This is a genomic window from Saccharibacillus brassicae (assembly GCF_006542275.1).
Lineage (GTDB): Bacteria > Bacillota > Bacilli > Paenibacillales > Paenibacillaceae > Saccharibacillus > Saccharibacillus brassicae.
In genome coordinates this window covers 323,066-348,202 of sequence record NZ_CP041217.1, presented here as the reverse complement: position 1 = coordinate 348,202, position 25,137 = coordinate 323,066, and the positions used below count along the sequence as shown (strand labels likewise).

At 61.3% G+C, this 25,137-nt stretch carries 19 protein-coding genes and 2 pseudogenes; 15 read left to right on the top strand and 6 right to left on the bottom strand.

What is annotated here, in order from left to right:
* The first annotated feature begins 3 nt into the window (after positions 1-3).
* The gene (locus FFV09_RS01480) at positions 4-1,515 is read left to right on the top strand and encodes an ABC transporter ATP-binding protein (protein ID WP_141446035.1); all 1,512 of its coding nucleotides are present in this window, start codon (positions 4-6) and stop codon (positions 1,513-1,515) included.
* Positions 1,516-1,596: 81 nt separating this feature from the next.
* Positions 1,597-2,421, top strand: coding sequence for an AAA family ATPase (locus FFV09_RS01475; RefSeq protein WP_141446034.1), 825 nt, complete (start codon positions 1,597-1,599; stop codon positions 2,419-2,421).
* 442 nt (positions 2,422-2,863) lie between these two features.
* On the opposite strand, the gene FFV09_RS01470 is transcribed toward FFV09_RS01475, so the two are convergent.
* Entirely contained in the window at positions 2,864-5,158 is a 2,295-nt protein-coding gene (locus FFV09_RS01470; RefSeq protein WP_141446033.1) for a DUF2325 domain-containing protein, read from the bottom strand.
* Positions 5,159-5,532: 374 nt separating this feature from the next.
* Between FFV09_RS01470 and FFV09_RS01465 the strand changes: the two genes are divergently transcribed.
* Positions 5,533-8,664 (top strand): PAS domain S-box protein, encoded by a 3,132-nt coding sequence (locus tag FFV09_RS01465; protein WP_246098536.1) that lies wholly within the window; start codon positions 5,533-5,535, stop codon positions 8,662-8,664.
* 286 nt (positions 8,665-8,950) lie between these two features.
* Positions 8,951-10,222: pseudogene (locus FFV09_RS24040) on the top strand (serpin family protein); the annotation flags it as partial.
* Positions 10,223-10,372: 150 nt separating this feature from the next.
* Here FFV09_RS24040 and FFV09_RS23625 read toward each other — a convergent pair.
* Entirely contained in the window at positions 10,373-11,452 is a 1,080-nt protein-coding gene (locus FFV09_RS23625; RefSeq protein WP_170315127.1) for a bifunctional 3-deoxy-7-phosphoheptulonate synthase/chorismate mutase, read from the bottom strand.
* 290 nt (positions 11,453-11,742) lie between these two features.
* Between FFV09_RS23625 and ald the strand changes: the two genes are divergently transcribed.
* The 3 genes from ald (at position 11,743) to aspA (ending at position 14,870) form a co-directional block, all read left to right on the top strand.
* Positions 11,743-12,879 (top strand): alanine dehydrogenase, encoded by a 1,137-nt coding sequence (gene ald, locus FFV09_RS01455; protein WP_141446030.1) that lies wholly within the window; start codon positions 11,743-11,745, stop codon positions 12,877-12,879.
* Entirely contained in the window at positions 12,876-13,331 is a 456-nt protein-coding gene (locus tag FFV09_RS01450; protein ID WP_141446029.1) for an OsmC family protein, read from the top strand. The genes ald and FFV09_RS01450 overlap by 4 nt, the downstream gene beginning before the upstream one ends.
* A gap of 117 nt (positions 13,332-13,448) precedes the next feature.
* On the top strand, positions 13,449-14,870 hold the full coding sequence (aspA, locus tag FFV09_RS01445) for an aspartate ammonia-lyase (RefSeq protein ID WP_170314896.1): 1,422 nt from the start codon (positions 13,449-13,451) through the stop codon (positions 14,868-14,870).
* A 244-nt stretch (positions 14,871-15,114) separates the two neighbouring features.
* Here the strand turns inward: aspA and FFV09_RS01440 are convergent, their stop codons facing one another.
* Positions 15,115-16,155, bottom strand: a complete 1,041-nt coding sequence (locus tag FFV09_RS01440) for an LLM class flavin-dependent oxidoreductase (protein WP_141446027.1) — start codon at positions 16,153-16,155, stop codon at positions 15,115-15,117.
* Between the two features lie 244 nt (positions 16,156-16,399).
* Between FFV09_RS01440 and FFV09_RS01435 the strand changes: the two genes are divergently transcribed.
* Entirely contained in the window at positions 16,400-17,860 is a 1,461-nt protein-coding gene (locus FFV09_RS01435; protein WP_141446026.1) for a serine hydrolase domain-containing protein, read from the top strand.
* A gap of 136 nt (positions 17,861-17,996) precedes the next feature.
* Here FFV09_RS01435 and FFV09_RS01430 read toward each other — a convergent pair whose 3' ends face one another.
* A complete protein-coding gene (locus FFV09_RS01430) occupies positions 17,997-18,869 on the bottom strand; it encodes an SDR family oxidoreductase (protein WP_141450266.1) in 873 nt (290 codons plus the stop codon).
* 203 nt (positions 18,870-19,072) lie between these two features.
* Here FFV09_RS01430 and FFV09_RS01425 point away from each other — a divergent pair, with 203 nt between their 5' ends.
* The 3 genes from FFV09_RS01425 (at position 19,073) to FFV09_RS01415 (ending at position 21,646) form a co-directional block, all read left to right on the top strand.
* Positions 19,073-20,035: a helix-turn-helix transcriptional regulator gene (locus FFV09_RS01425; protein WP_170314895.1), complete on the top strand. Its 963-nt coding sequence runs from the start codon at positions 19,073-19,075 to the stop codon at positions 20,033-20,035.
* Positions 20,036-20,056: 21 nt separating this feature from the next.
* Positions 20,057-20,557, top strand: a complete 501-nt coding sequence (locus FFV09_RS01420) for a Crp/Fnr family transcriptional regulator (protein WP_141446024.1) — start codon at positions 20,057-20,059, stop codon at positions 20,555-20,557.
* Between the two features lie 390 nt (positions 20,558-20,947).
* Entirely contained in the window at positions 20,948-21,646 is a 699-nt protein-coding gene (locus tag FFV09_RS01415) for a YitT family protein (RefSeq protein ID WP_141446023.1), read from the top strand.
* A 151-nt stretch (positions 21,647-21,797) separates the two neighbouring features.
* Here FFV09_RS01415 and FFV09_RS23620 read toward each other — a convergent pair whose 3' ends face one another.
* On the bottom strand, positions 21,798-21,971 hold the full coding sequence (locus tag FFV09_RS23620; RefSeq protein WP_170314894.1) for a DUF2188 domain-containing protein: 174 nt from the start codon (positions 21,969-21,971) through the stop codon (positions 21,798-21,800).
* A gap of 219 nt (positions 21,972-22,190) precedes the next feature.
* Here FFV09_RS23620 and FFV09_RS01410 point away from each other — a divergent pair, with 219 nt between their 5' ends.
* Entirely contained in the window at positions 22,191-22,724 is a 534-nt protein-coding gene (locus FFV09_RS01410) for an NADPH-dependent FMN reductase (protein ID WP_141446022.1), read from the top strand.
* Between the two features lie 157 nt (positions 22,725-22,881).
* Here the strand turns inward: FFV09_RS01410 and msrA are convergent, their stop codons facing one another.
* A complete protein-coding gene (msrA, locus tag FFV09_RS01405; protein ID WP_141446021.1) occupies positions 22,882-23,856 on the bottom strand; it encodes a peptide-methionine (S)-S-oxide reductase MsrA in 975 nt (324 codons plus the stop codon).
* 285 nt (positions 23,857-24,141) lie between these two features.
* Here msrA and FFV09_RS24460 point away from each other — a divergent pair, with 285 nt between their 5' ends.
* From FFV09_RS24460 to FFV09_RS24450, 3 genes and pseudogenes are all read left to right on the top strand, one after another.
* Entirely contained in the window at positions 24,142-24,291 is a 150-nt protein-coding gene (locus tag FFV09_RS24460; RefSeq protein ID WP_342782080.1) for a hypothetical protein, read from the top strand.
* Positions 24,292-24,306: 15 nt separating this feature from the next.
* Positions 24,307-24,531, top strand: a pseudogene (locus FFV09_RS24455) (Gfo/Idh/MocA family protein); the annotation flags it as partial.
* Positions 24,505-25,104, top strand: coding sequence for a Gfo/Idh/MocA family oxidoreductase (locus tag FFV09_RS24450; protein WP_342782106.1), 600 nt, complete (start codon positions 24,505-24,507; stop codon positions 25,102-25,104). The pseudogene FFV09_RS24455 and the gene FFV09_RS24450, both read left to right, overlap by 27 nt.
* Positions 25,105-25,137: the final 33 nt, after the last annotated feature.

Sequence of the window (25,137 nt, the reverse complement as noted above, 5' to 3'; positions counted from 1 at the left end):
GTCATGAACAGCAGACCGATCGCGGCCCGGCTGAACCGAGTGGGTTTTCGCTACAACGAAGCCGAAGCGCCGCTGAAGGAGATCGATTTCACGCTGCATCGGGGCGAGTGCGTGCTGCTGACGGGGCCGTCGGGCAGCGGGAAATCGACGTTGATCCGATTGTTCAACGGACTGATTCCCCATTTTTACGAAGGGCAGCTGACCGGGGATATGGAACTGTTCGGCCGTTCGACCGCCGGGATGGAGAGCTGGGAATTCAGCCAAATCGCCGGTAGCATCTTTCAGGACTCGCGCAGCCAATTTTTCAATGCGGTGGTGCGGGACGAGATCGCGTTCGGCGGGGAGAACCTCGGGATGGAACCGGAAGAGATTCGGAGCCGCTTGGACAGGTTGGCCGGCAGGCTTGGGATCGGCGGGCAGTTGGAAGCGAACGTGCAGACGCTGTCGGGCGGAGAGAAGCAGAAAGTCGCTTTCGCGGCGGCCAGTCTGCCCGGTCCGGAATTGTACGTATTGGACGAGCCTTCGGCGAATCTGGATCGCTCCGCTTCGCTTCAATTGTCGCGGCTGCTGGCGGAACTCAAGCAGGAAGGCCGCACGCTGCTGATCGCGGAACACCGGCTGCACGACCTGCTGCCGATCGCCGACCGGATTGTCTACATGGAAGCAGGGAGTATCCGCGCGGAGTGGACGCCGCAGCAGCTGCTGTCGTTGAGCGCCGCGGAACTGGAACACTTCGGTCTGCGCTCGCCCCGCCTGGAACTTGATCCCGCAGGCGGCGAGCGTATGCCGGATGCCGAATCCGGCGTTGGACGACCGGACCGCCTGACGGCCGTCAATCTCGGCGTCTCGCTCGGTGGGCGGCACTCGGCGCGAAACATGCTGGACAACGTGGAGTTGGTACTGCGTCCCGGCGAGATTACCGCTTTGACCGGTCCGAACGGCGCCGGCAAATCGACGTTGGCCAAAACGCTGTCCGGGTTGATCCGCGAACGCGAAGGATCGGTGTCGTTGTCCGGCGAACGCCTGCGCGCTTCGAAGCGATTGGGCCGGGTCGGGTTCGTTATGCAAGATAGCGAGTGCCAGCTGTTCGCGGACAGTGTCCGGGGCGAACTGCTGCTTACGCGGGAAAAAGATCCCGAAGCGCCGGCGCTGGCGGAACGCCTGCTGCGCGAGTTGGGTCTGTGGGAACTGCGCGAGCGTCATCCGCTTGCGCTGTCCGGCGGGCAGAAGCAGCGGCTCGCTCTGGCGGCGGGCATCATGAACCGGCCGGACGTGCTTGTGCTGGACGAACCGACCTCCGGGCTGGACGGCCGGAACATGTATCAGGTCATCCGTCTGCTGCGGGACATCGCGGCGGGCGGCACCGCCATTTTGGTCATTACCCACGACTTCGAGTGGATGCAAGCCGCCTGCGACCGTCTGGTCGTGGTCCGGGATCGCAGCCTGCATACGTATCTCCGGCCGGACTCTGTCTCTTTTCGCCGTGCGTTGACAGAAGCCGTGATCCGTAGTTAAATAGTAAAGATTACTATTAACGAGGGACATTCGGCATTTTGCATATAAGCACGGCCAGGCATGGAGAGGAGTTTGGAAGCAATGGGGAAATCCGCAATGACCGCGCGTCTGCCGAAGTCCAAAGGGACCGAGATGGCGACCGTTTACGAAGTGAAAGACTGCATGCGCAAAGTCAAGCATCTGGTACTGCCGGAGCGCAACCGCCGGATCGTGGAAGAGTTTATGACGATTCTCGGCATGCGAGAAGAATTTGACCGGCACGAGGTGCCGATTCCGAATAAAGTCGTCATGTACGGGCCTCCGGGCACAGGCAAGACGCTGACCGCTTTTCACGTGGCCGCTTCGCTTGAACTGCCGCTGATCGTCGTTCGGCTCGATTCGTTGATCCACAGCCATTTGGGCGAGACGGGCAGCAATATTCGCAAAATATTCGATTACGCGCGAACCGTTCCGTGCGTGCTGTTCCTCGACGAATTCGACGCCGTGGCCCGCACCCGCGAGAGCGGCGACGAAGTCAAAGAGATGGCGCGGGCGGTCAATACGCTGCTGCAATGTCTCGACGAGTTCGGCGACGTAAGCATCTTCATGGCGGCGACCAATCTCGCGACCGAACTCGATCCCGCGATCTGGCGCCGGTTCGATACCCGCATGACGTACCAGCTTCCGGACGAGCAGGACCGGCGCCATTATATCCGGCTGCTGATCGGCGAATTCGGCTGCGCGCAGGAAGCGGAAGCCGAAGCGTGCCGGCTGCTGTGCGGCTGCAGCTTCGCGGACATCGAGCAGATCGTGCTCAAAGCCAAACGCAAAGCGATCATCGAACGCCGGCCGCTGGATGCCGCGCATATCGGCCTGTCGTACCGCGAGTACGCGCCGACGCCTACCGAAGTCCGGGTACACGCCTAGGACTCGCCGGACCGGACCCGGAGCGGATCGGAAGCGGACCCGGATTGGAAGCGAACCGGATCGGAAGCGGACCCGGATTGGAAGCGAACCGGATCGGAAGCGGACCGGATTAGACCGAATTGGCTCGGCGGGCCGGCTGACGCGGCCTGCCGGAACGACCATGCCGGGAGAAATCGGCCCGAACGCCGGTAACGAACCGCAGACAGTAGAACGCGACCGGCGGATGGCGATAAACGATGACGAACGACGACGCATGCGGATGAACGCTGATGAATGACGGCGCATGCGGGTTAACGCGACAACAGAAAAGCTCCGCCCTGCGCGGATCGAGAAATCGATCCCGCGCGGGACGGAGCTTTTTCGGCATGCGATTCGAACGGAAAAGCGGGGGGGTGGCTGGCGATTCGCCATTTTCGCTATAAGACGCGCGGCGCCGGCCTATTCAGGACGGTTTGCCCTCGCCGCGGTTGGCCTGCCGGATCTCTTCGCGGTTGTCCCACAGCATGCTCCGCAGGTTCGATTTCGAGCCTTGAATAATAAAGTACGGAACGCCGGACGCTTTCGCCAGTTCGATCCCTTCCCAGGACGCGCGGTGCGACGTGGACGTAATCAGCAGGAACAGCGCCTGGGCGCGCCGCAGGTCCGAAGCGACCAGATCGGGCCGTTCGCCGTTCTCGTGCACGTAAGCGGCGCCGCTCTCGACGACGACGTCTTCGAACCATTTGCGCTGACCGCCCAGCACGACGACGGTGCAGCCTTCCAGATAAGGCTCGGGCTTTTTTTTGCGTCCTTCTTTTCTCGTCTTGGCGGACGGGGAAGGCTGCCGGGTTCCGGCGCCGGACGGCCGCGGCAGTGTCTCCTGGTCGGAGAAGTCGCGGTACACCCGCGCGAGGCGGGCGACGGATTCTTCTTCGCCGACGTTGAAGATACACGGCGCTCCGTCGACCGGACGCTGGATATCGAGGTCTTTGGCATGGATCGGATAACGGCGGTCCGCATCGTTCATATCGACCGCGTACCAGATCTCATGTTCGCCGAGTTCGACGTAGCCGTTGTACTGCCGGACCGGCGAGAACGTGTCGTCTCCCTGGAACAGCAGCTCGATCTCGTACTGCGTGCCGCCGTGCCCGTCTTCGCGCGGCATGCACCGCACTTCGGCTTCGTGCTGAAGCTGGTGCTTGTACACCATCGATTCGGTAATATTGAACGTCTCGCCGTTGTCCAGCACGATATAGCCGCCGTGGTCCCGGCGATGGAACAAGCCGCCGATCCCGGCGTCTTCGGCCGGTTTCGCCGCGTCCGGCAGCGCAGGCGCGTCATCGCCGGCAGCTTCGCTCGCCGGCAGCGCCGCCTCCTCCGCAGGCGCCGCCGCTGCGCCAGCTTGCGCCGCGTCGCCGCCTGCGGCCCGCTCCGCGCCGGGCCGCGGCGCTCCGGCGTCGTCCGCCCGGAGCGTGCCGGCTTCGCCCGGCAGGGCCGCCGGATCGCCGCCAAGCATGCGGCGTCCGGCGGCGTACGCGTCGACCGCATCGAGCAGGTCGAGCGCGCGGCGCAGATGCGTCCGCGCCTCCAGGTCGCCCGGGCCGCCGCCGGGCAGCGCCGCGCCCGCTTCGCGCAGGTCGCGCCGCAGCAGCTCGTCGAACCGGCGGAAGGTCTCCTCCGGTTCGCTCTCGCGCGGCGCCGCGAAGCCGCCGCCGTCCGGCCCGTCCACGCCCGAATCCGCGCGGCGGTCCGCCCCGCCGCCGGAGCCGGCGGCCCGATCGCTGCCGCCCACCGCGCTATCTTCCGCCGCGCCGCGGCCGCGCTCGGCATCGGCGACGGCCTGCGCTTCGCGGATCGCCGCCGCGCGGGCGCTGCGCCGAGCTTCGGCCAGCTCTTCTTCGAAGCGGCTGCGCTCCTGCTTGTGCTGGCGCTTCAGTTCGGCCGATTTGGCGGCCGCCGCTTCGCGTTCTTCGGCCAGGCGGCCGACGAGCCGCCGCTCGGCTTCGAGTTCCTGCTCGAGCCGGGCGGACCGTTCTTGTTCGCGGGCTGCGGCGCGGCGCAGCTCGGCCGCGTCTTTTTCCGCGAGGCGCGCCCGCTCTTCGTCTTTGCGGCAGCGCTGTTCCAGCGCTTCGATGCGCCGGTTCAGCTTGTCGATCCGGCGCTGTTCGGCCGCTTCGGCGCGGCTGCCCGACACCGGGAGTTCCGGCCGGGCTTCCCGAACTTCGGGACCTGCCGTCGCTGGCGGAGAAGAAGGCATTTCGCTGGAAGCGAGCCGCTCCAGGCGCCGCTGCGCTTCTTCTGCGCCGGAGCCTTCACCCTGCGCAGGCGTCTGGAAATACAGCGCCCAATACAGATGCCATTTGCCGTACTTCTGCGTCCAGCTTCCCGGATCTTCGTCGAACCGTTCTGCGCTGAACGCAGGATTTTCGGCCGTCAGCAGCGGGCGCAGCTCCGGCAGCAGGGCCGAACACAGCTTGCCGCGCAGTTCCAGGCTGCTGCGGGCCTGCGCGAGCAGATCGAGCATCGACTTGGCGAACAGCGCTTCCGGCCACTTGCGGGTGCCGCGGCGCGCAAACGGAAATTGAAGGGACTGCGCCCATTTGCGTTTGGCCGACTCGTTCATCTCGCGTATAAGCGGCGGCACGTATTGGAGGGGAAGGTTCGATAGTTGTTCTTCGGTCGGGGCCGGGGGGACATAAGCTCCCCGGTCTGCGGAAAGTGCAGCGCCGGCGGGTGCGGAAGGTTTGATTCGTTTCATGGGCTCCTCCTTCTGGACGGACGTCCAATGCCGCAATAACCAGCGTTAACGGCGTCGACGTTGACGGTTGTCCTTATTTCTATGGACTTAACTATAGCGGATTTTTACGTAAAGGAAACAAAAAACGACATTTTTCTACAAAAAAATTAAAACGACGGACCGCAATGCCGTGAGGGTGAACGGACCGGGAAACGGACCGGAAAATTGTGTTATCATTTAGGTCGCCGAGCCGCCTGTGCTTTGAGCGGGACACGACCCCGATTTATTTGATTTTGCCCGGTCCGATTCGGATAGAAAGCACCGCTTTTTGGGTAAATCATAAGGATAAGGTTTTAGAGAGAGAACGCTTTTTTTAAAGGAGAATGACATTGACTGTGCCTCAAGTGCCCAACTTATCCGCTTATGCAAGAATTTACAATAAAATGGCGACCGGCATCCTGCTGCTGACTGCGGACGGCCGATGTATCGGTTCGAACCCGGCGATGCACCGCATCTTCGGCTGGAACGCGGACGAACTGCTGGGAGAAGGCTACCACCGGCTGCTTCGCACAGACCCCGACATCGCGCTCGATATGCTCGATTCGTTGGATTCGTGGCTGTCCAGACCCCGTGCGTTCGGCCCGGTCGAGATCCGTTTGGCACGCCGCGAAGGCCAGTCAGTGTGGATCGACATCCAATGCGAGCTGCCCGAAGAAGGCGATGACGCGCCTATCGTGGTCTATATAGACGACGTCTCCGACCGCCAACTTCACCCTATGCAGCCGAGCGACCATACGCGCGAAATTTATCGTCTGATCACGCAGAATATTCCGGACATGATCTCGTTCAGCAAACCGGACGGTACGCTGCTCTACGTCTCGCCTTCCGTCGAACGGACGCTCGGCTACACGCCCGAAGAGATGCTCGGACAGAACCGTACGGAGTATTACCATTCCGGAGACGCGACGAAAATGAAAATGGAAAATACATTGTTCGCGGAAAACAAAACGTTCGAGCGCCGGGTGCTGCACAAAGACGGCAGCGTGCGCTGGGTCGACACGTCGTTCCGGCTGCTGCACGATTCGAACGGGGAAGTCAGCCGGGTGCTTGTGATCGCCCGGGACGTGACCGAGCGCAAGATGAACGACATCGTATTGGAAAAAGCGCAGCAGTTGGCGAATATCGGTTCGTGGTACTGGGACGTGCCGCAGAACCGGCTCGTTTTCTCCCGGGAGATGCGCGAGATTTTCGACTATGCGATCGAACCGGTCGAGTCGGGGACGGAATCGTTCGTCGGCGTGATTCATCCCGAAGACCGGGCGAAGGTGGGCCGGAGAATCGGTGCTGCCGTGAGCAAAGGCCAGGACGGCGAGCTCACGTACCGCATCGTGCTGCCGGGAGGCCAGGAGAAGACCATTTACGGCATCTGGCAGGTGTCCAGAGACAGCATGACGGGCGAACCGCTGCAGGTGATCGGAATCGTTCAGGACGTGACGCAGCGGGTACGGATCGAAGAAAAATTGCGCAGCAGCGAGAGCCGCTACCGGTCGCTGTTCCTGAACCACAATGCGGGCATTATCTCGATGGATATGAAAGGGCGCTTGAAATCCGCCAATCCGGCGATGGAAGAAATGAGCGGTTATACGTTGGAGCAGCTGCTGCGGCTCAGCGTCGGCATGCTCCAGCCCAAAGAATACGCGAAGCTGTCGGGCGAACATTTCATGAAAGCGAGAAAAGGCAAATCTTCGATGTTCGAGACGTGCTTTTACCATCGGGACGGTCGCCTGCGCCATATCAGTATCGCGTTCGTGCCGATCGACTCGGAACAGAAGCAGGAAGGCGTCTACGCGATCATCACGGACATTACGGAGCGCAAGCAGTATATCGCGCAGATCGAAGAACTGAGCTATCAGCATTCGCTGCTGCTCAATACCGTATCGGAAGGCATCGTCGGCTTCGGCGCGGACGGGCGGGTCATGTTCGCCAATCCGTCGGCCGCGGCGATGCTCGGTTACGAAGGAACGGAAGTGGCGGGACTTTCCTACAAAGAGATGATGCGGCAGGCGCAAACGCAGGGCAGCGCTTACGACACCGGAGGAACGGCGCTGCTTGCGGCGCTGGAATCGGGCGTCGCGCAGACGCATCCGGAAGCTGTTTTTTGGCGAAAAGACGGCGGCAGTTTCCTCGCTTCCTACCAGGTGACGCCGATCTCGGACCGCGGGGAACGCCGGGGGGCGGTGCTCGTCTTCCGCGACGTGACCGGCGAGAAAGAAATTATCCGGGCCAAAGAATCGGCCGAGCAGGCCGATCGCGCGAAATCCGAGTTCCTGTCGATCGTCAGCCACGAACTGCGGACGCCGATGAACGGTATCATCGGCATGACCGACCTGCTGCGCGACAGCGACATTCAGGGGGAACAGCGGCAGTACGTCGAGATCATCCACGAGAGCAGCTACGCGCTGCTCAAGATTCTGAACGAAATTTTGGATATCAGCAAAATCGAAGCCGGCCGCATGGAGATCGCGCCGGAACCGGTCGAACTGCGCGACGTGCTGAGCGGCGTGCTGCAGCTGTTCGCGCCCCGCGCGGCGGAAAAAGAGCTTGAACTCAAGTTCGACGCCGACGAGAGTATGCACCCGCTGCCCGAGATCGTCATGGCCGACAGCGAGCGGCTGCGCCAGGTGCTGATCAATCTGGTCGGCAACGCGATCAAGTTCACCGACAGCGGCAGCGTGACGGTGAGCGTATCGCCCAAAGCGTTCCGCGTGCCGAACGAGATCTGGATCGAATTCGCAGTGGCCGACACGGGTATCGGCATCGCGCGCGGCAAGCAGCATCGGCTGTTCCAGCCGTTTTCCCAGCTGCACCCGATTCTGAACCGCAAATACGGAGGCACGGGCCTCGGCCTGTCGATCAGCCACAAATTGGTCGAACTGATGGGCGGCACGATCTCGGTGGACAGCGAGGAAGGGGAAGGCGCGACGTTCCGCTTCCTGCTGCGTTTCCTGCTTCCGCAGGAAGAAGAAGAGCGCTTCGCCCGGCAGATCGAAGAGATTGACGCCAAAGGGCGCAGGACGCCTCTGCCCGAGAATGTGCCTTTGTCCGCGGAAGCCGAAGCGCTGTCGAACCTGCGCATACTGGTCGTCGAAGACCACCCGGTGAACCGCAAAGTGCTGCTGGCGATGCTGGCCCGGTTCGGCTGCGGCGCGGATCTGGCCGACAGCGGCGAACAGGCGATCCGGCTTGCCCTGGCCGGCTCGTACGATCTGATCTTTATGGACGTCCAGCTTCCCGACATCAACGGCATCGAAGCGGCGGGACAGATTCGGACCCAACTTCCGCCCGGCCGCGTGCCGCTGATCGTCGGCGTCAGTTCGCTCGTGCGCAAAGAAGACATCCAGCGCTGCCTGGAAGGCGGTATGGACGAGTTTATCGCCAAGCCGGTGTCGGCGCACGAGGTCGAACGCGTGCTGAACGACGAACGTCTGCGGCCCGACCGCACGCGTTCGGATTCGACGCGCAGCTGATATGCGAACGACAGCTGACGTGCGGCCCGCTGCTGAATTCGGCCCGTATCCGCATTTGATCCGCCTTTGAATGCGGCCTAAGCCGGATCGGCGTGTCATCCTTGAATACAGGATTGACTGCTGCTTCGCCCAAGCTTTGTATGAATCAAGCGTCCCGCCCGATCTTCGGATCGAAGCGGGACGCTTTTTGCTCTGCGCGCCGTTCCGGCTGTTCCCGTTCCGGCAACCTTTTCTGCGCGGCGCGCGTTCATAGGGAAAAGCGATCGCGCACAAGGAGGCGTATAAGATGGACGAGACGAACGAGATAAACGAGACGAACGAGATAAACGAAATGAACGAGAAGAACGTTCCGAACGAGATAAATGAGGCAAGCGATCCGAACGGGACCCGGCAGCCGGCGGCGGGGAGCGGCAGCCGGGCTTCGGCCCAAGCCGCGGACCGGCGCTTCGCCCGGGCGCTGAACGAATGGGCATTCGAGCTGTATGAAGCGATGGACGGCCCGGGCGGCGCCGGCGCTTCGAATGCGCCGCTCAACCGGATGGTGTCGCCGGCGGGCATCGCGTTCGCCGTGTCGATGCTGCGCGAAGGCGCGCGCGGCTCGGCGGCGGACGAAATCGACCGCCTGCTTCATGTGCATGCGCTCGGTAGCGAGCGGCTCGGCGCAAGCCAGCGCAGGCTGCTGGATGCGCTGCTCGCCGCCGATCCTTCGGTCCGGTTCGAGATCGCCAATTCGCTGTGGACCCGCGAAGGGAAGCCGCCTTATGCGGCGTTTGCCGAAGCGCTGCAGCGGGATTACGACGCCGAGGTCAGCGCGGTCGATTTCGAATCGCCCGAGGCGGCGCTTGCGATCAATGACTGGGTATCGAAGTCGACGCACGGCAAAATCGTGCAGTTGGCCGATGCCGCTGCGCTGCGCGGCCTGTCGTTCTATCTGGCCAATGCGCTGTATTTAAAAGGCGCCTGGTCGGAGCCGTTCGATCCGCGCCTGACGCAGCCTCTTCCGTTTCGCACGGCGGACGGCGCGGAGATCGAAGTGCCGACGATGCGGCGGCAGGGGAGATTCGCCTACTGTGAGCACGGCGATTCACAGGCGGTCCGGCTGCCTTACGGAGATCGCGGGGCTTATGCGATGACGTTGATTGTTCCGGCTCCCGGGCATTCGCCGCAAAAGCATGAGGCGCTTACGCCGGCCGGCTTTGCCCGGTGGAGCGGAAGCTTCAAGTCCGCGTCTGGCACGGTCGAGCTGCCCAGGTTCAAGGTCGAAAGCGCGTTTGCGCTGAACCGGGTGCTGCACCGGCTCGGCATGCGTGCGGCTTTCGATCCGGCACGGGCCGATTTCGGCGGCATCTCGGCCGAGCAGGGCCGGCCTGTCGGCAGCCTCGTGCACAAGACGTTTATCGAAGTCGATGAAGAAGGCGTCGAAGCGGCGGCCGTGACCGGTATCGCCCGGGCGGGAGCCGCTCCGGCGCCGGAAGCGCCGTTCGAGCTGAAGTTCAACCGCCCGTTCTTCTTCGCGATTACCGAACAGACGACCGGGCTGATCGTGTTCATGGGCGAAGTCGGCAGCCCGCTGGAATCTTGCGCGTCCGCTGCCGTTTGCTTGAACGACCCGATTCCCGCTGCCGCGGATTTCGCTCGCCGGCCCGTCCTTGTAGGCCGCAGCACGCAAAAAAAGCCCCGCGGTTCAAGCCGCGGGGCTTTGTGCGTGTTACGTGCGGGGACCGAACAGGCCGGATTTTCTCAGGCCGTCCCAGAATACGCCGAACTGCGGAATGTCGAGCTGCTGCCCGGCATCCGACAGCGCCGTTTGCGGGTCCGGATGCACTTCGATCATGATGCCGTCCGCGCCGGCGGCAAGCGCCGCTTTGGCGCACGGAAGCATGATGTCTTTGCGGCCCGTGGAATGCGTCACGTCGACCATGACCGGCAGATGCGTCTCCTGCTTGAGCAGCGGAACGGCCGAGATGTCGAGCGTGTTGCGGGTCGCTTTTTCATAAGTACGAATACCGCGTTCGATCAGCATGATCTGTTCGTTGCCGCTGACCATGATGTACTCGGCCGCGTGCACGAACTCGTCCAGCGTCGCGGACAGGCCGCGCTTGAGCAGGACCGGAATTTTCGCGCCGCCCACTTCCTTGAGCAGTTCGAAGTTGTGCATGTTGCGCGCGCCGATCTGGATCACGTCGATGTAATCGGCCGCGATTTCGATATGCGAAGGATGCACGATCTCGCTGATCGTCGCCAGGCCGAACTCGTCCGCGACTTCCTTCAGCAGCTTCAGGCCGTCGAGGCCCATGCCCTGGAAATCGTACGGAGACGTTCTCGGCTTGAACGCGCCGCCGCGCATAACCGTTACGCCGGATTCTTTGAGCGCTTTGGCGACCGTACGCAGCTGTTCGCGCGATTCGATCGAGCAGGGGCCCGCCACGAGGATCGGGCTCGGTCCGCCGACTTCGACGCCTTTGAAACGGACGATCGTGTCTTCCGGACGCTTCTTGCGGCTGACGAGCAGTTGGCGCTTATGCTCTTCCTGCTGGATGTTCAGCGACGCTTTGAAGATTTCCTTGAACAGATGCTTCACTGTGCTGTCCGAGAACGGACCTTTGTTCAGGCCGGTAACGCGGTCGAGAATTTCTTTTTCGCGTTCCGGTTCGAATTTGGGCACGCCCTGGTTTTCTTTGACTTGGCCGATCTGGTGTACCAGTTCGGCGCGTTTGCTGAGCAGGTCGAGAAGTTGGGAATCGATTCCGTCGACGCTGGCCCGCAGCTGTTCCAATGTTTCATTCATGTCTGCATAGTCTCCTTTGCGCGGCTATCCATTTTCGAAACAGGGGCGAGAGCGGCAAAAGCCGGCGAAATGACCGGTTCTTCAGCCGCTGCAACGCGTTATTTCGAAACAGGATTAAAAGCGTATTTCTACACATTCTAATCCGGTTAGCGCATACATAGCAAGACGTGATAGATCTTTCGGTCAAAAAACGCCGGAAAAAGGACCATTTCTTTTGGATTCGGGCATGGTAAGATGGAATTGGGAACTTTACCCACTTAGAAAAAGCGGGCAAACGGGAGGGATACGGCATGATCATCGGCGTACCGAAAGAGATCAAGAACAACGAGTATCGGGTCGGCATGACCCCGGCTTCCGCCAAAGCGTACATCGCCGAAGGACACGAGGTCCGGGTGCAGAGCGGAGCGGGACTCGGCATCGGGTTTTCGGACGAAGATTATAAGGCGGTCGGAGCTGCGATTGCAGCCGACGCGGCGGAAGCGTGGGCGGCCGAAATGGTCGTCAAGATCAAGGAGCCGCTGCCGGCCGAATACGGTTTTTTCCGCGCGCGGCTGATTTTGTACACGTATCTGCATTTGGCTCCGGAACCGGAGTTGACCCGCGCCCTGGCGGACACGGGCGTCACCGGTATCGCGTACGAGACGATCCAGCTTCCGGACGGAAGCCTGCCGCTGCTGACGCCGATGAGCGAAGTCGCGGGCCGGATGTCGATCCAGATCGGCGCTCATTTTCTGGAAAAATCGTCCGGCGGCAAAGGCGTGCTGCTCGGCGGCGTGCCGGGCGTGGAGCCGGGCAGGGTTACGATCGTCGGCGGCGGCACGGTCGGCGTCAACGCGGCCAAGATGGCGATCGGGCTCGGCGCGGATGTGACGCTGCTCGATATCAACGCGGATCGGCTGCGGCGGCTGGACGACCAGTTCGCGGGCCGGCTCAAGACGCTTATGTCGGACAAGCACAATCTGGAGACGGCTGTCGCCCGCGCCGATCTGCTCGTGGGCGCCGTGCTCATCCCGGGAGCGCGTGCGCCCAAGCTCGTTACCGAAAACATGGTGCGGACGATGGAAGGAGGTTCGGTCATCGTGGACGTGGCGATCGACCAGGGCGGTTCGATCGAGACGATCGACCGGATCACGACGCATGACGATCCCGTGTACGTCAAGCACGGCGTGCTGCATTACGCGGTCGCGAACATGCCGGGCGCGGTCGCCCGCACGTCGACGCTTGCGCTGAACATGGTGACGACGCCGTACGGTCTGCAGATCGCGAACAAAGGCTTCCGGGAAGCCGCGCGGCACAACCCCGCGATCGCCAAAGGCATCAACACGTGCGCGGGCCGCGTGACGTACCGGGCGGTCGCCGAAGCGCACGGATTGGCGTATACTGAAGTGGAAGCCATTCTGAGTGAAAAGGGAGAGACTTTCGCATGAATCATATTTTCCGGCTCAAAGCGGACTGGAACGGCGGACGCAACAGCACCGGCCGGATCGAAAGCGGACAGCTGCAAACGGACATTTCGATTCCCGAGCCGATGGGCGGACCGGGCGTCGGCACCAATCCGGACGAGATGCTGCTCGGCGCGGCGGCGACCTGCTACATCATTACGCTTGCGGCCATGCTCGAACGCTCTTCGATCGAAGTGGAGAGCCTCACGCTGGACGCGGAAGGTGTCGTGGACGTGACGGACAATATTTTCACATACCGCTCGATCACGCACCGCCCGCTGCTTGTTCTGGCCGGCGGGCAGAGCGAAGAAACGCTGGCCAAAGCGGAACGCCTGGCCCGCAAAGCCGAAAGTTCGTGCATGATTACGCGGGCGCTTCAGGGCAACGTCGAAGTGTCGGCCGAGCCGACCGTCACGTTTGCGCAGAAGGCGCATTGAACAACGGCGCGCCTACCGCTAAACATAAAATTGGAAATTTCCGATAAATATACAGTATGGCGGAAAAAAGTAACATCGGGCTTCACCAAATAAGCAGTTTGGAAAGGACGGAAAATAATGCAACCGCAGTTTCGGATCGAAAAAGACTTCCTGGGAGCCAAGCAGGTTCCCGCCGACGCGTACTACGGCGTACAGACGATGAGGGCGATCGAAAACTTCCCGATTACGGGCTACCGGATTCACGAATCGATGATCCGCGCGCTCGGCATCGTCAAAAAAGCGGCCGCGCTCGCGAACATGGAAGTGGGGCGTCTTCAGCCGCATCTCGGCGCGCCGATCGTCGAGGCGGCGGGCGAAGTGATGGACGGGATCTGGGACGGGCAGTTCATCGTCGATCCGATTCAGGGCGGCGCAGGCACGTCGATCAACATGAACGCCAACGAGGTGATCGCGAACCGGGCGCTTGAGCTGATGGGCAAAGCCAAAGGCGATTATTTCCATCTCAATCCGAACGTGCACGTCAATATGGCGCAGTCGACGAACGACGTGTTTCCGACCGCGATCCATATCGCCGCGCTGTCGCTCGTCGAGAAGCTCGAAGACACGATGGAGCGCCTTCAGCGCTCGTTCGAGAACAAGGCGCGCGAGTTCGACCATGTGATCAAAATGGGCCGCACGCATCTGCAGGACGCCGTGCCGATCCGGCTGGGCCAGGAATTCGCCGCTTACGCGCGCGTGCTGGGCCGCGACCTGCACCGGGTGCGCCGTTCCAAGGAACTGCTGCACGAAGTCAATATGGGCGCGACGGCGATCGGCACCGGATTGAACGCGGACGTGGCCTACATGGACGCGGTCGTGATCAAGCTGGCCGAGATCAGTGCCATGCCGCTGCGCCACGCCGAAGACCTCGTCGACGCGACGCAAAATACGGACGCGTACACGGAGTTGTCCGGCGCGCTGAAGATTTGCATGATCAACCTGTCCAAAATCGCCAACGATATCCGTCTGCTCGCTTCGGGTCCGCGCGCGGGCCTGGCCGAGCTCAAGCTGCCGGAACGCCAGCCGGGTTCGTCGATCATGCCGGGCAAAGTCAATCCGGTCATGTGCGAAGTGGTCAACCAGACCGCTTTCCAGGTTATCGGCAACGACCACACGATTTCGCTCGCGTCCGAAGCCGGACAGCTGGAACTGAACGTGATGGAACCTGTGCTCGTGTTCAACCTGCTGCAATCGATCAGCATCATGAACCAGGCGCTGACCGTGTTCCGTACGCACTGCATCGACGGCATCGAAGCGAACGAAGCGAACTGCGCGGAGTACGTCGAGCGCAGCGTCGGCGTCATTACGGCGCTCAGCCCGTATCTGGGCTACGAGATCTGCGCCCGTATCGCCCGCGAAGCGATGACGACCGGCCGCTCCGTGCGCGATCTGTGCCTGATGCACAACGTACTGAGCGAAGAAGAACTGGACATCATCCTGAATCCGTTCGAGATGACGAAGCCGGGCATCGCCGGTTCGTCGCAGCTGACGCGGGACTGATCCGCCGCGGGCGGTCGGATCAAGGTCGGGCCGCGCAGCCTATCGCCGCTCAGGCCAAAAAGAGGTTCCCTCCACGGAGGGAACCTCTTTTTTCATTTGCGGGAGCAGTCCGGTTCGCTCCGGGCGGAGAGCCGGGCTTGTGCGTGCAGCCGGACTCGGCGTCCGCTCGCGCAGCCGCCTCGGCCGGGCCGGCCAAGTGTGCGAACAGGAGGGCGGCGGCCGTCTCGGACGGCTTAACGCTTCGTTAGCGGCTGCCCTGCGCTTCGGGCTGTTGAGTCTGGCCGCTCAGCTCCATCGCTTCCGCGACGAGGCGCACCGACTTGATCCGCGCGTCGAGATCATGGACCGAAGAGACGATCATCAGCTCGTCGGTATGGTACTCTTCCGCCAGCTCCAGCAGGCGCTTCTTCACGACGTCCTGCGTGCCGACGACGCGGTAAGCGCGCGTTGCGGCGATCTGTTCGCGGTCGTACGGCGTGTACGGATAATCCATCGCCGTCTGCACCGACGGCAGATACGGCAGCTCCATGCCTTTGTACATGGCGAGGAAGAACAGGTCGGAACTCGAAGCGAGGCGCTCCGCTTCTTCCTGCGTGTCCGCGCAGACGACGGTAATCGCGGCAAGCGATTTCGGCTTCGGAGCCATCAGCGACGGCTCGAAGTTGTCGTGGTAGAACTCGGTCGCTTCGCGTCCGCCCGGCGTGCCGAAGAACTGCGCGAACGCGTACGACGCGCCGGTCTGTGCGGCCAGGCGCGCGGTGCCGCCGCTTGAGCCGAGCAGCCACAGCTGCGGCACGCTGTCGACCGAAGGCGACACGCTAAGTCCGGCGAAGCGGTGGTCGGCCGGAACGGCGTCGTTCAGGTAGGCGATCAGGTCGATGATCTGCTGCGGATACGGGTCGGCGCCGTGGTAATGGCCTTCCTGCAGGGCGCGGGTGGACAGCGGGCGTCCGCCCGGCGCGCGGCCTACGCCGAGATCGATCCGGTTCGGGTACAGCGCTTCGAGCAGGCGGAAGTTCTCCGCGACTTTATAAGCGCTGTAATGGGGCAGCATGATGCCGCCGGAGCCGAGCCGGATACGCGAAGTGTTGGCCGCCAGATGCGCGATCAGCACTTCCGGGCTGGAATGGGCGAGCGCTTTGGAACTGTGGTGTTCCGACACCCAGAAGCGGCTGAAGCCGAGCCGGTCGGCTTCCTTGGCGAGCGCGGTCGTCGCCTGAAGCGCTTCTCTCGGGCCGGAGCCTTCGGTGATGGTGGATTGGTCGAGCATGCCGATCTTAAGCATATATGGGTTCCCCTCTCAAGCGCGATTCGTTAGGAACAGCGCCGTGCGCGTAATAAATTTATCGTTCTGATACCTCTATCATATCAAATTCGTAAACATACGTCAAAAAATAACGTACTATATAAAGTATAGTTATATGAATGACTTTCCGCTTGCGCAGCGCACAACTATTCTTCTCCCGCGCGGTATACATACATAGACGATCCGCTTTGGCGGGCAGAGAACACGAGGGGGATTCAAGCACATGATATTCGAATGGAAAAAAAGCTTCGCCTGGAGCCGCGCCGCGCTGAGCGCCGGCCTGGCGCTGGCCATAGTCGGCGGCACGCTGCCGGCGCAGACGGCGAACGCGGCAGGCACTGGCGAAGCCGCCTCTCTTCCGGCGGCCGCGGGCCGAACGGCTATTTCGGCCGAGATCGACGGACAGCCGGCCCGGTGGGGGCCGAGCGTCTACACGTACCGTTCGCTGACGTACGTGCCGGTGCGTGAAGGCGCCGTATCGCTCGGGGCGCAGGTCAAGTGGGACAAAGTCCAGCGCGCCGCGATCGTGACGCTCAACGGCGACGAACTGCTCTACCGTCCGGGCTCCGATACGGTCTCGATCAACGGCTTCGCCCTGCGCATGCCGGGCACGACGCGCTACGTGGACGGCATTTTGACCGTGCCGCTGCGCGGACTGACCGAACCGCTCAAAGCGGACGTCGTGCCGGTATCCGGCCCGGGCACGCTGAAGCTGTCGCTGACGACGGATACGCATACGCAGGTCGATCCCGGCATGGAGCCCGTCGACGCTTTTTTGAAAACGCAAAATTTCTCGGGCAGCATGCTCGTCGCCCAAAACGGCAGCGTCAAAATGCGCAAAGCGTACGGCGTCTCGTCGGCGTCGACGCTCGTTCGGCCGACCGACCTTATGCGGCTCGGCTCGCTGACCAAAACGTTCACCGCCGCTTCCGTCATGAAGCTGGCCGAAGAAGGCAAGCTGAGCGTCGACGATACGCTGGCGCAGCATATTCCCGGTTATCCGCGCGGCGACGAGATCACGCTCGGGATGCTGCTGTCGCATACGTCCGGCATCGCGCTCAATTTCGAGCGCAAAGAAGGCACCCCGCTTGCGGAGACAGTCAAAGAGATCCAGGCCAGCCCGCTCAAGTTCGTGCCCGGCACCGATTATATGTACAGCAACAGCGGCTACGTGCTGCTCGCTTACATCATTGAAGAGACGTCCGGCATGAGCTATCCCGAATTCGTCCAGTCGCAAATTCTCGATCCGCTCGGCATGAAGCACAGCGGCACGGCGACGCGCCAGACGAAGATTCCGACCGGCTACACGTACGATTGGCAGGAGAAGGCGTGGAAAAGCGTCGACGAGTATTATTTCTCGCCTTCCGGCACGGGCAGCCTGTATTCGACGCTCGACGACATGCTGATCTGGGCCGATTCGCTGAGCGCGGGCAAGCTGTTGTCCGAAGCGACGATGGACGCCATGTACACGCCGACGCCGTACAAAAATTACGGCTACGGCTGGATGACCGAAGGCGAAGGCGCCGACAAAGTCGTGTTCCATAACGGCGGCGGCAACGGCTATACGACCGGCCTGCGGCGCGGCCTTAGCGACGGGACCGTCGTCGTGCTGCTCGGCAATCTCGGCGGCCTCGACACGAATGCGATGACGGCGGCGATCCGCCGGCTCGCTTTCGATCAATAGCAAGCGCAAAAAAGCCGCCGGCTGCATGCCGGCGGCTTTTTTTGCAGAGTTTCCGCACGCATCTTGCTGCTGCGGCTTTCCGATGCGGATCTTCCTGCATCAATCTTCCTGCACCGATCTTCCCGCTTCGGGGGCGTCAGGCCAGCCCGTGTTCCGCCGCGTAGCGTCCCCAATGCGGGCGGCTGCCGTCCGCGTCGGCGAAGCCGTAGCGGTCCGACAGTTCCCACGAGCTGAGCGCCTGCCCGGTGAACGCCATCCGCTCCGGATCGGCGGCGAGCCTCGCCGCCGCCTGGCCGACATACGCCGGCGTCTCCGAAGCGATAAAATGCGGCTCCGTCTTCACCGCGCCGCGCCAGTCGGCTTCGGTGACGCCGAACAGGTCCAGCATCGCTTCCGAGCGCAGGAAGCCGGGCGTCAGCGACACGGCGGCGATGCCGTGCGGCCGAAGTTCTTCGGCCATCGCCGCCGCCAGATGGATGCCGGACACTTTGGCCAGACTGTAATACACGTTGCCCCGAAACCGGTAATCCGTGCCGTCCGTAATCTCCAGCACGATTCCGCCGGGACGGTCCAGCATCAGCGGCAGCATGAAGCGGGACGTGATCAGATGCGTATGCACCGCGCGCCGCTGGATCAGCAGGCCGTCTTCGAGCGAATGCTCCCACAGCTTGTGATCCCAGCGCGTCAGGGCGTCGCCGCCCCAAATATCGTTGACGAGAATGTCCAGCCCGCCGCGTTCCGCGGCGATACGTTCCGCCAAAGCTTCGACCTGCCGGGGCTCGGTATGGTCGACCTGGATCGCCGAAGCGCTGCCGCCGAGCGCGTCGACCTGTTCGGCCGTGTCTTCGATCGTCTCGCTTCGGTCCATGTCCGACGCGGACGTTCTCGTCGTGCGCCCGGTCACGTAGACGTGCGCGCCGAGCGCGCCCAACTGACGGGCGATTCCGCGTCCGGCGCCTCTGGTCGCTCCGGCGACCAGCGCCGTTTTACCGCTTAACGGTTTGTGCATGTCCGGCATGTAAGCCACCTCTTTTCGAATATTCGTCGTCGGATCAAGGTCCGTCCCGGCCATGGCCGGTCGAACTCTTGCCGCTTTTCCAATATAAAAGATAATAGATGACAACCTTTGTCTTATATTAAAAAATGTCTTATATTAAAAAAGGCAAATACAAAAAACGGCCGCACCCAACAAGCGGCGAAGGAGGACGACCCATGCGAGGCGACCGGATGCTCAAGATCGTGCTGCTGCTTCAGAGCCGGGGCCGCCTGTCGACGCGGCAGCTCGCAGGCGAGCTGGAAGTCACGCCCCGAACGGTCAGCCGTGATCTGGAAGCGCTCGGACAGTCCGGCATTCCGATCGTGGCGCACCGCGGCCGCTTCGGCGGCTGGAGCCTGCTGGACGGGTATCGCAGCACCCTGACCGGCATGACGCCGAACGAGACTTCGGCGCTGCTGCTGCGGGCTTCGTCGGGGCCGCTGCAGGATCTGGGGCTCGGCGGGCATTACGAGGCCGCCCTGCACAAGCTGCGGGCCGCCTATCCCGAACCGGAGCGGCAGGGCCATGCTTTTCTGCGCCGGCTGCTGATCGACGAAGCCGCCTGGCATGACCGCGCGCCGGGCGTGCCGGAAGCGCTTGAAGTTTGCCAGGACGCGCTGTGGGCCGAGCGGCGGCTGCGATTCGGCTACGTCAAAGAGCAAGAAGGCGCCGCCGCTCCCGCCCCGCGTACCGTCGAGCCGCTCGGGCTCGCTGTCAAGCGCGGCGTCTGGTACGTCGTGGCGCGGGATCGCGGCGTGATCAAAACGTTCCGCGTCTCCAGAATGCTCAACGCCGAACGTCTGGACGAGCCGTTCGACTATCCCGCCGACTTCGATCTGGCCGGCTATTGGCAGGCGTCGCTCGAAGCGTTCCCGGCCAAGCTGCCCCGGTACGAAGCGGAGCTGTCGATGCAGGCGCAGACGCTGGAGATCGTGCGCGCCGAACGGTACGTTCGGGTGCTGCGCGAAGAAGCGCTGGAGAACGGCGCCTGCGCCGTGCGGGCCGATCTGGCGACGCCGGAGTTCGCGCTGCGCTTCCTGCTGGGACTCGGAAGCGCGGTGAAGATCGACGGGCCGCAGGCGCTCAAGGAGGCGGTCGCGCGCGAAGCGGAGCGGGTAGCCGGCATGTACCGGGAATAATCGAAGAGAAGAGGGACAGGCATGATTTTGCACAAAGGAGAAATTTTGTTTCGCCAGGGAGACGACGGCAAGTATTTGTATCGCGTACATAGCGGGTTGTTCAAAGTCACGCGCCTGCACGAGAACGGCAATATCATTTTGTTCAACGTGTTCTACGCCGGGGAAGTGGTACCGCATCATTCGCTGATCAGCCCCAAAGAGACGCACGGCACCGCGATTGCGCTCGTCAGCAGCGAAGTGGAACCGATCCTGGCCGCCGACTGGTATAAAAGTCTGGAGGAAGATCCCAAAAAGGCGCTGGAAATCGCGCTTCTGCTTCAGGACAAAGTGCGGTTCATGCAGCAGCGTATCGATCATCTGACGGCGGGAACGCCGGCGGAACGCCTCGCCCTGCTTCAACACTGGATGAGCACGTATACGTACGGCCAGCCGCTGACCGACCTGCTGACGCAGGAAGAAATCGGCCAGCTGATCGGGCTTCGGCGCGAAACGGTCAATCGTCTGCTGCGGGCGGCCAAATGATTTTTTTTACGAAAAAAACATCATATTTTACATGAAAATGACAAAGGTCAGCATCATTCGGTCGCTTCGGCTTCGTTTTTGTGGTAAAATAGTTTAAAAAGGTGACCGAGCTGGGTAAGTAATGCTCAGACTTCACCATCCAACCACAGAAAGGATCAGGATACCATGAGTCCCCGAAGGAGTATTCCCCAAAGGACAATCTGGAAACGTTACGATCTCTCCTATACTTAGCGCCTTTCGTAGATAGTTTGTCGGACGACCGTTATTGACAAACGCTGCGAAAGGAAGGGAACCACCCATGCGAAGGACGAATGCCTCGCGGTTTTCTTCTCTGGCTCGCAGCATATTGTCGATTTGAGACAAATATTGCGAAAATGAGGAGAATATCGGATGAAGGCAAAAGGTAAAAGGATGAAGCGGTCCGCGCAGGCGGCCGCGATCTTAACAGGCACGTTCGTTATGGCATTCGCGTTTTATCACATCAATTTTCAAAACCATCTTTCGGAAGGCGGTTTTGTCGGCATTTCGCTGCTCGGCGAGTATGCGTTCGGGCTGTCGCCCGCGCTGACGATTCTGATCCTCGACATTCCGTTCATGCTGCTGTTCGCACTCAAAAAAGGGTGGAGAAACATGGGACCGGCCGTGCTTGCCGCGGGCTCGTTCACCGCGTTTTACGCCGGCATCGAACACTTTTCCGCGTTGAATTTCGATCTGCACGGACAGCTTTGGCTGGCCGCTTTGCTATCGGGGATTTTGACGGGAATCGGCGGCGGACTCGTGCTTCGCTGCGGCGGAGCCACGGGCGGAGACGATTGCGCCGCCATCTGGCTGCACGAGAAGACCGGCCTCAAGATCGGGACCGTATTCATCTTGATGGATGCTTCCGTACTTCTGCTGTCGCTGTTCTATCTGCCGCTGGCCGAGACGCTCTACACCGTAGCTGCCGTATGTATCGGAGGCAAAGTGATTACGTGGATGGTGGAACCGCAAATTTTGCGCCACGGTCTTGCGTCGATCGCACGGGTATTCGTTTCTTCGAAACGTCACGGACATGTCGCACCGGAAGTCAAAGGTTTGAATAGAGTGTAAGATACAGGGCCCGAGGGGAAGGCCCGCAGCCGCCAACTTCCCCGTCACGCATTTTTTAAAAAACCGTTCCGATTTTCTCCTGGTGGAGAAAGCCGAAACGGTTTTTTTCTTCTTTTCCAAAATTGGCTTCAGGTCAGAATTTCCAAGAACCTTATTCCGGATGGTTCTCGTCCCATTCTTCGGCTTTGGCTGTCGCGATCGCGATCGCGCGTCCTTCCTCGTACCCTTCGTCCAGCAGCGCATTGGCGATTTCGATCGCTTTGTCGCGCACGCGCTCATCCAGATTTTTCATCGACTGCGGGTAATCTTTTTTGTTCCACGGCATGGGGGTTCCTCCTGTTCGCTGGGTTTGAAAAAGCTTATGCTTATTACCTACCCGCGGCCAAAAGAGATCAATCACGGGCAAAAAGCAGAAAGATTCGACGCATTCTCGTTTTTTTCACGCAAAGAGACAAAGAATGTTCAAATTTGAAACTTCCTGTTATGATAAAAAACAGGGTCCGCAAAGGACACAATAACCGATAGGAATGGAAGGGGTTTGACGATGAAAGTAACTTTGATTGCCGGAAGCAACCGGGAGCAGGCCAGCAGCACGCAGCTGACCCGCTATATGGCCCGACTGTTGGAAGAGCAGGGATTCGAAGCGGAAGTGTTCAGCTTGTATGAGCACCAACTGCCGCTGTACGGTCCCGGGGAAGCGTACGGACACGAAGAAGTGCTGAAGCTGTCGCAGGCGGTCAAGTCGGCGCAGGCCGTCGTATTGACGACGCCCGAATATCATTCTTCGATCTCCGGCGTGCTCAAAAACGCGCTCGATTTTCTCAACAGCGAATATTTCGAAGGCAAGCCGGTACTGTCGGCAAGCTCGGCAGGCGGAACCGTCGGCGTCTCGTCGCTCGGCACGCTGCAGGGCATCGTGCGCAACCTGCACGGCCTGAACTGCCCGGAATGGATCTCGATCGGCAGCGACCAGCGCAAGTTCACCGACGAAGGCGAACCGGCCGATCAGGCGACCGAGCTGCGTATTCGCAAAGCGGTCGATACGTTCGTGCATCTGATTCACCGCATGTACGGCTAAACGGCTTTCGAACGCCGGACAACAACAAAACCCCCGAACTCCGCAGCGGCGGAATCCTGGGGGTTTTGCTGTTGTTACCGGTTGAGTGACTCGGTCCATTTCTTTGGTTGAGTCCTGCGTTCCGGTTCGGCTCATGCCGCTCGGAGGAAGACCAGGCTTATGCCTGCGCGAACATCGCGCGGTATTCGCCGTAGCCTTCTTCTTCGAGCTTGTCCGCCGGCACGAAACGCAGCGCCGCGGAGTTGATGCAGTAGCGCAATCCGTCCGGGCCCGGGCCATCGTCGAACACGTGGCCCAGATGGGAATCGGCTTCTTTGCTGCGCACTTCGGTCCGGATCATGAAGTGGGTCAGATCGACTTTTTCCTTCACGTGGTAATCGCGGATCGGTCGGGTAAAGCTCGGCCAGCCGCAGCCGGAATCGTATTTGTCGAGAGAGCTGAACAGCGGCTCGCCGGAGACGATATCGACGTAGATGCCTTCGCCGTGGTGATCCCAGAACTCGTTGTGGAACGCCGGCTCGGTACCGCTTTTTTGCGTGACATTATACTGCATCTCGCTCAGGCGTTGTTTGAGATCGCTTTTGTCGACCGGCGTTTTCCAGTTGTTTTCGATAAACGCTTCGCGGCCGGACGCTTTTTTGTACCGGTTGTAATGGCCCGGATTTTTTTTGTGGTAATCCTGGTGGTATTCTTCGGCTTCGTAGAACGTTTCGGCCGGACGGATCGGCGTCACGATCGGTTTGTCGAAGCGGCCGCTCTCGGCCAGCGCTTTTTTGGAAGCTTCGGCTTTGATGCGCTGTTCTTCCGTATGATAGAAAATCGCCGTGCCGTACGACGAACCGCGGTCGTGGAACTGTCCGCCGCCGTCGGTCGGATCGATCTGCTGCCAGAACAGTTCAAGCAGCTTCTCGTAACGGAAAATGTCCGGGTTGAACGTGATTTGGACCGCTTCGACGTGTCCGGTCGTCTCCGAGCAGACTTCTTTGTAAGTCGGGTTCTCGGTATGTCCGCCCGTGTAACCGGAGACCACTTTGACGATGCCCGGCAGATCTTCGAACGGCGTCACCATACACCAGAAGCAGCCTCCCGCAAATGTTGCTTTTTCGATCATGGAAGATGAATAATCGGCCATGGTTAATCCCTCCGCAATTTTTATTTTGAACGATTGTTTGATGAACAATTAAATGAAGAACTGTTTTAAATTATAAACGATTTCGCGCTTTTAGCCAAGTCTCGCCACACAAAGCTAGTAAACGTTACGGAGTTTGGCGAATCAGATTCCTTGGACGCCGCCGCCGTTTTCGGTCCCGGGTCTTTTTTTTGCCAACCCCGGGCGCGACGCGTATACTCGAAACAGAAACGGAATCGCCCCGGCGGGCGGTGCGTGCAGTCATGACGGAAAGCGGGGAAACGGAATATGGATCAGGCGACAAGCGGCACGGAACAGACACGGCAGCAAAAAAGGGTGGCGCTGGTCGGCATCGGAGGCATCGCGGAAAAAGTATACCTGCCGCTGTTGGCCGGTCACAAGGACGCGGAAATCGTGGGCCTCGTCAGCCGGACGTAAGATCGCGTTCGCGCGGCGGCGGCGCGCTACCGCGTCCCGAACGCGTCGACGGAACTTGACGATCTGCTGCGCTGGGAGCCCGACGCGGTGTTCGTGCACAGCGCCACGGATTCGCATTACGCGATCGTGATGCGGTGCCTGGAAGCGGGACTGCCGGTCTACGTGGACAAGCCGCTGTCGACAGACCTGGCGGAGAGCCGGGCAATGGTTTCTTTGGCGGAACGCAAAGGGCTGCTGCTCGGCGTCGGATTCAACCGCCGCTTCGCGCCGCTGTACGTCGAAGCCAAAGCGTGGCTCGAAGAAGCCGGCGGCTTCGTTCAGGCGCAGGCGGTCAAGCATCGGACCGCAGCGCAGCCGCGTTCCGCGCGCGATACCGTATACGACGACCTGATCCATATGCTCGATCTGCTGCTCTGGCTGGGCGGCGAACAGAGCGGCCCGCTGACCGGCGGCGTCGAGACGGACGGTCAGGGGCGGATGCGGCACGCGTTCGGCTTCCTGCCGCTGGCCGGCGGACTGGGCAGCTACGGCATGGTGCGCAGCGCGGGCCGGGATTTCGAGCGGCTGGAGCTGCACGGCAGCGGGCGTTCGGCGGTCGTGGAAGACCTGGAGCGCGCGGCGTGGACGGACAGCGGCGGATACCCGCAGGAGCGCGGATTCGGCAGCTGGGATACGGTGCTGAAGCGGCGCGGCTTCGAAGGCGTCGTGCAGCATGTGCTCGACACGCTGCATGAGCCGCAGCGCTGCACGGTCCGGGCGGACGCGCTGCTGGGCTCGCACGAGTTGGCGGAGCGGGCTGCCTGCCTTCTATGAAGCGATGAACGGATACACCGATAAAACCAGAAA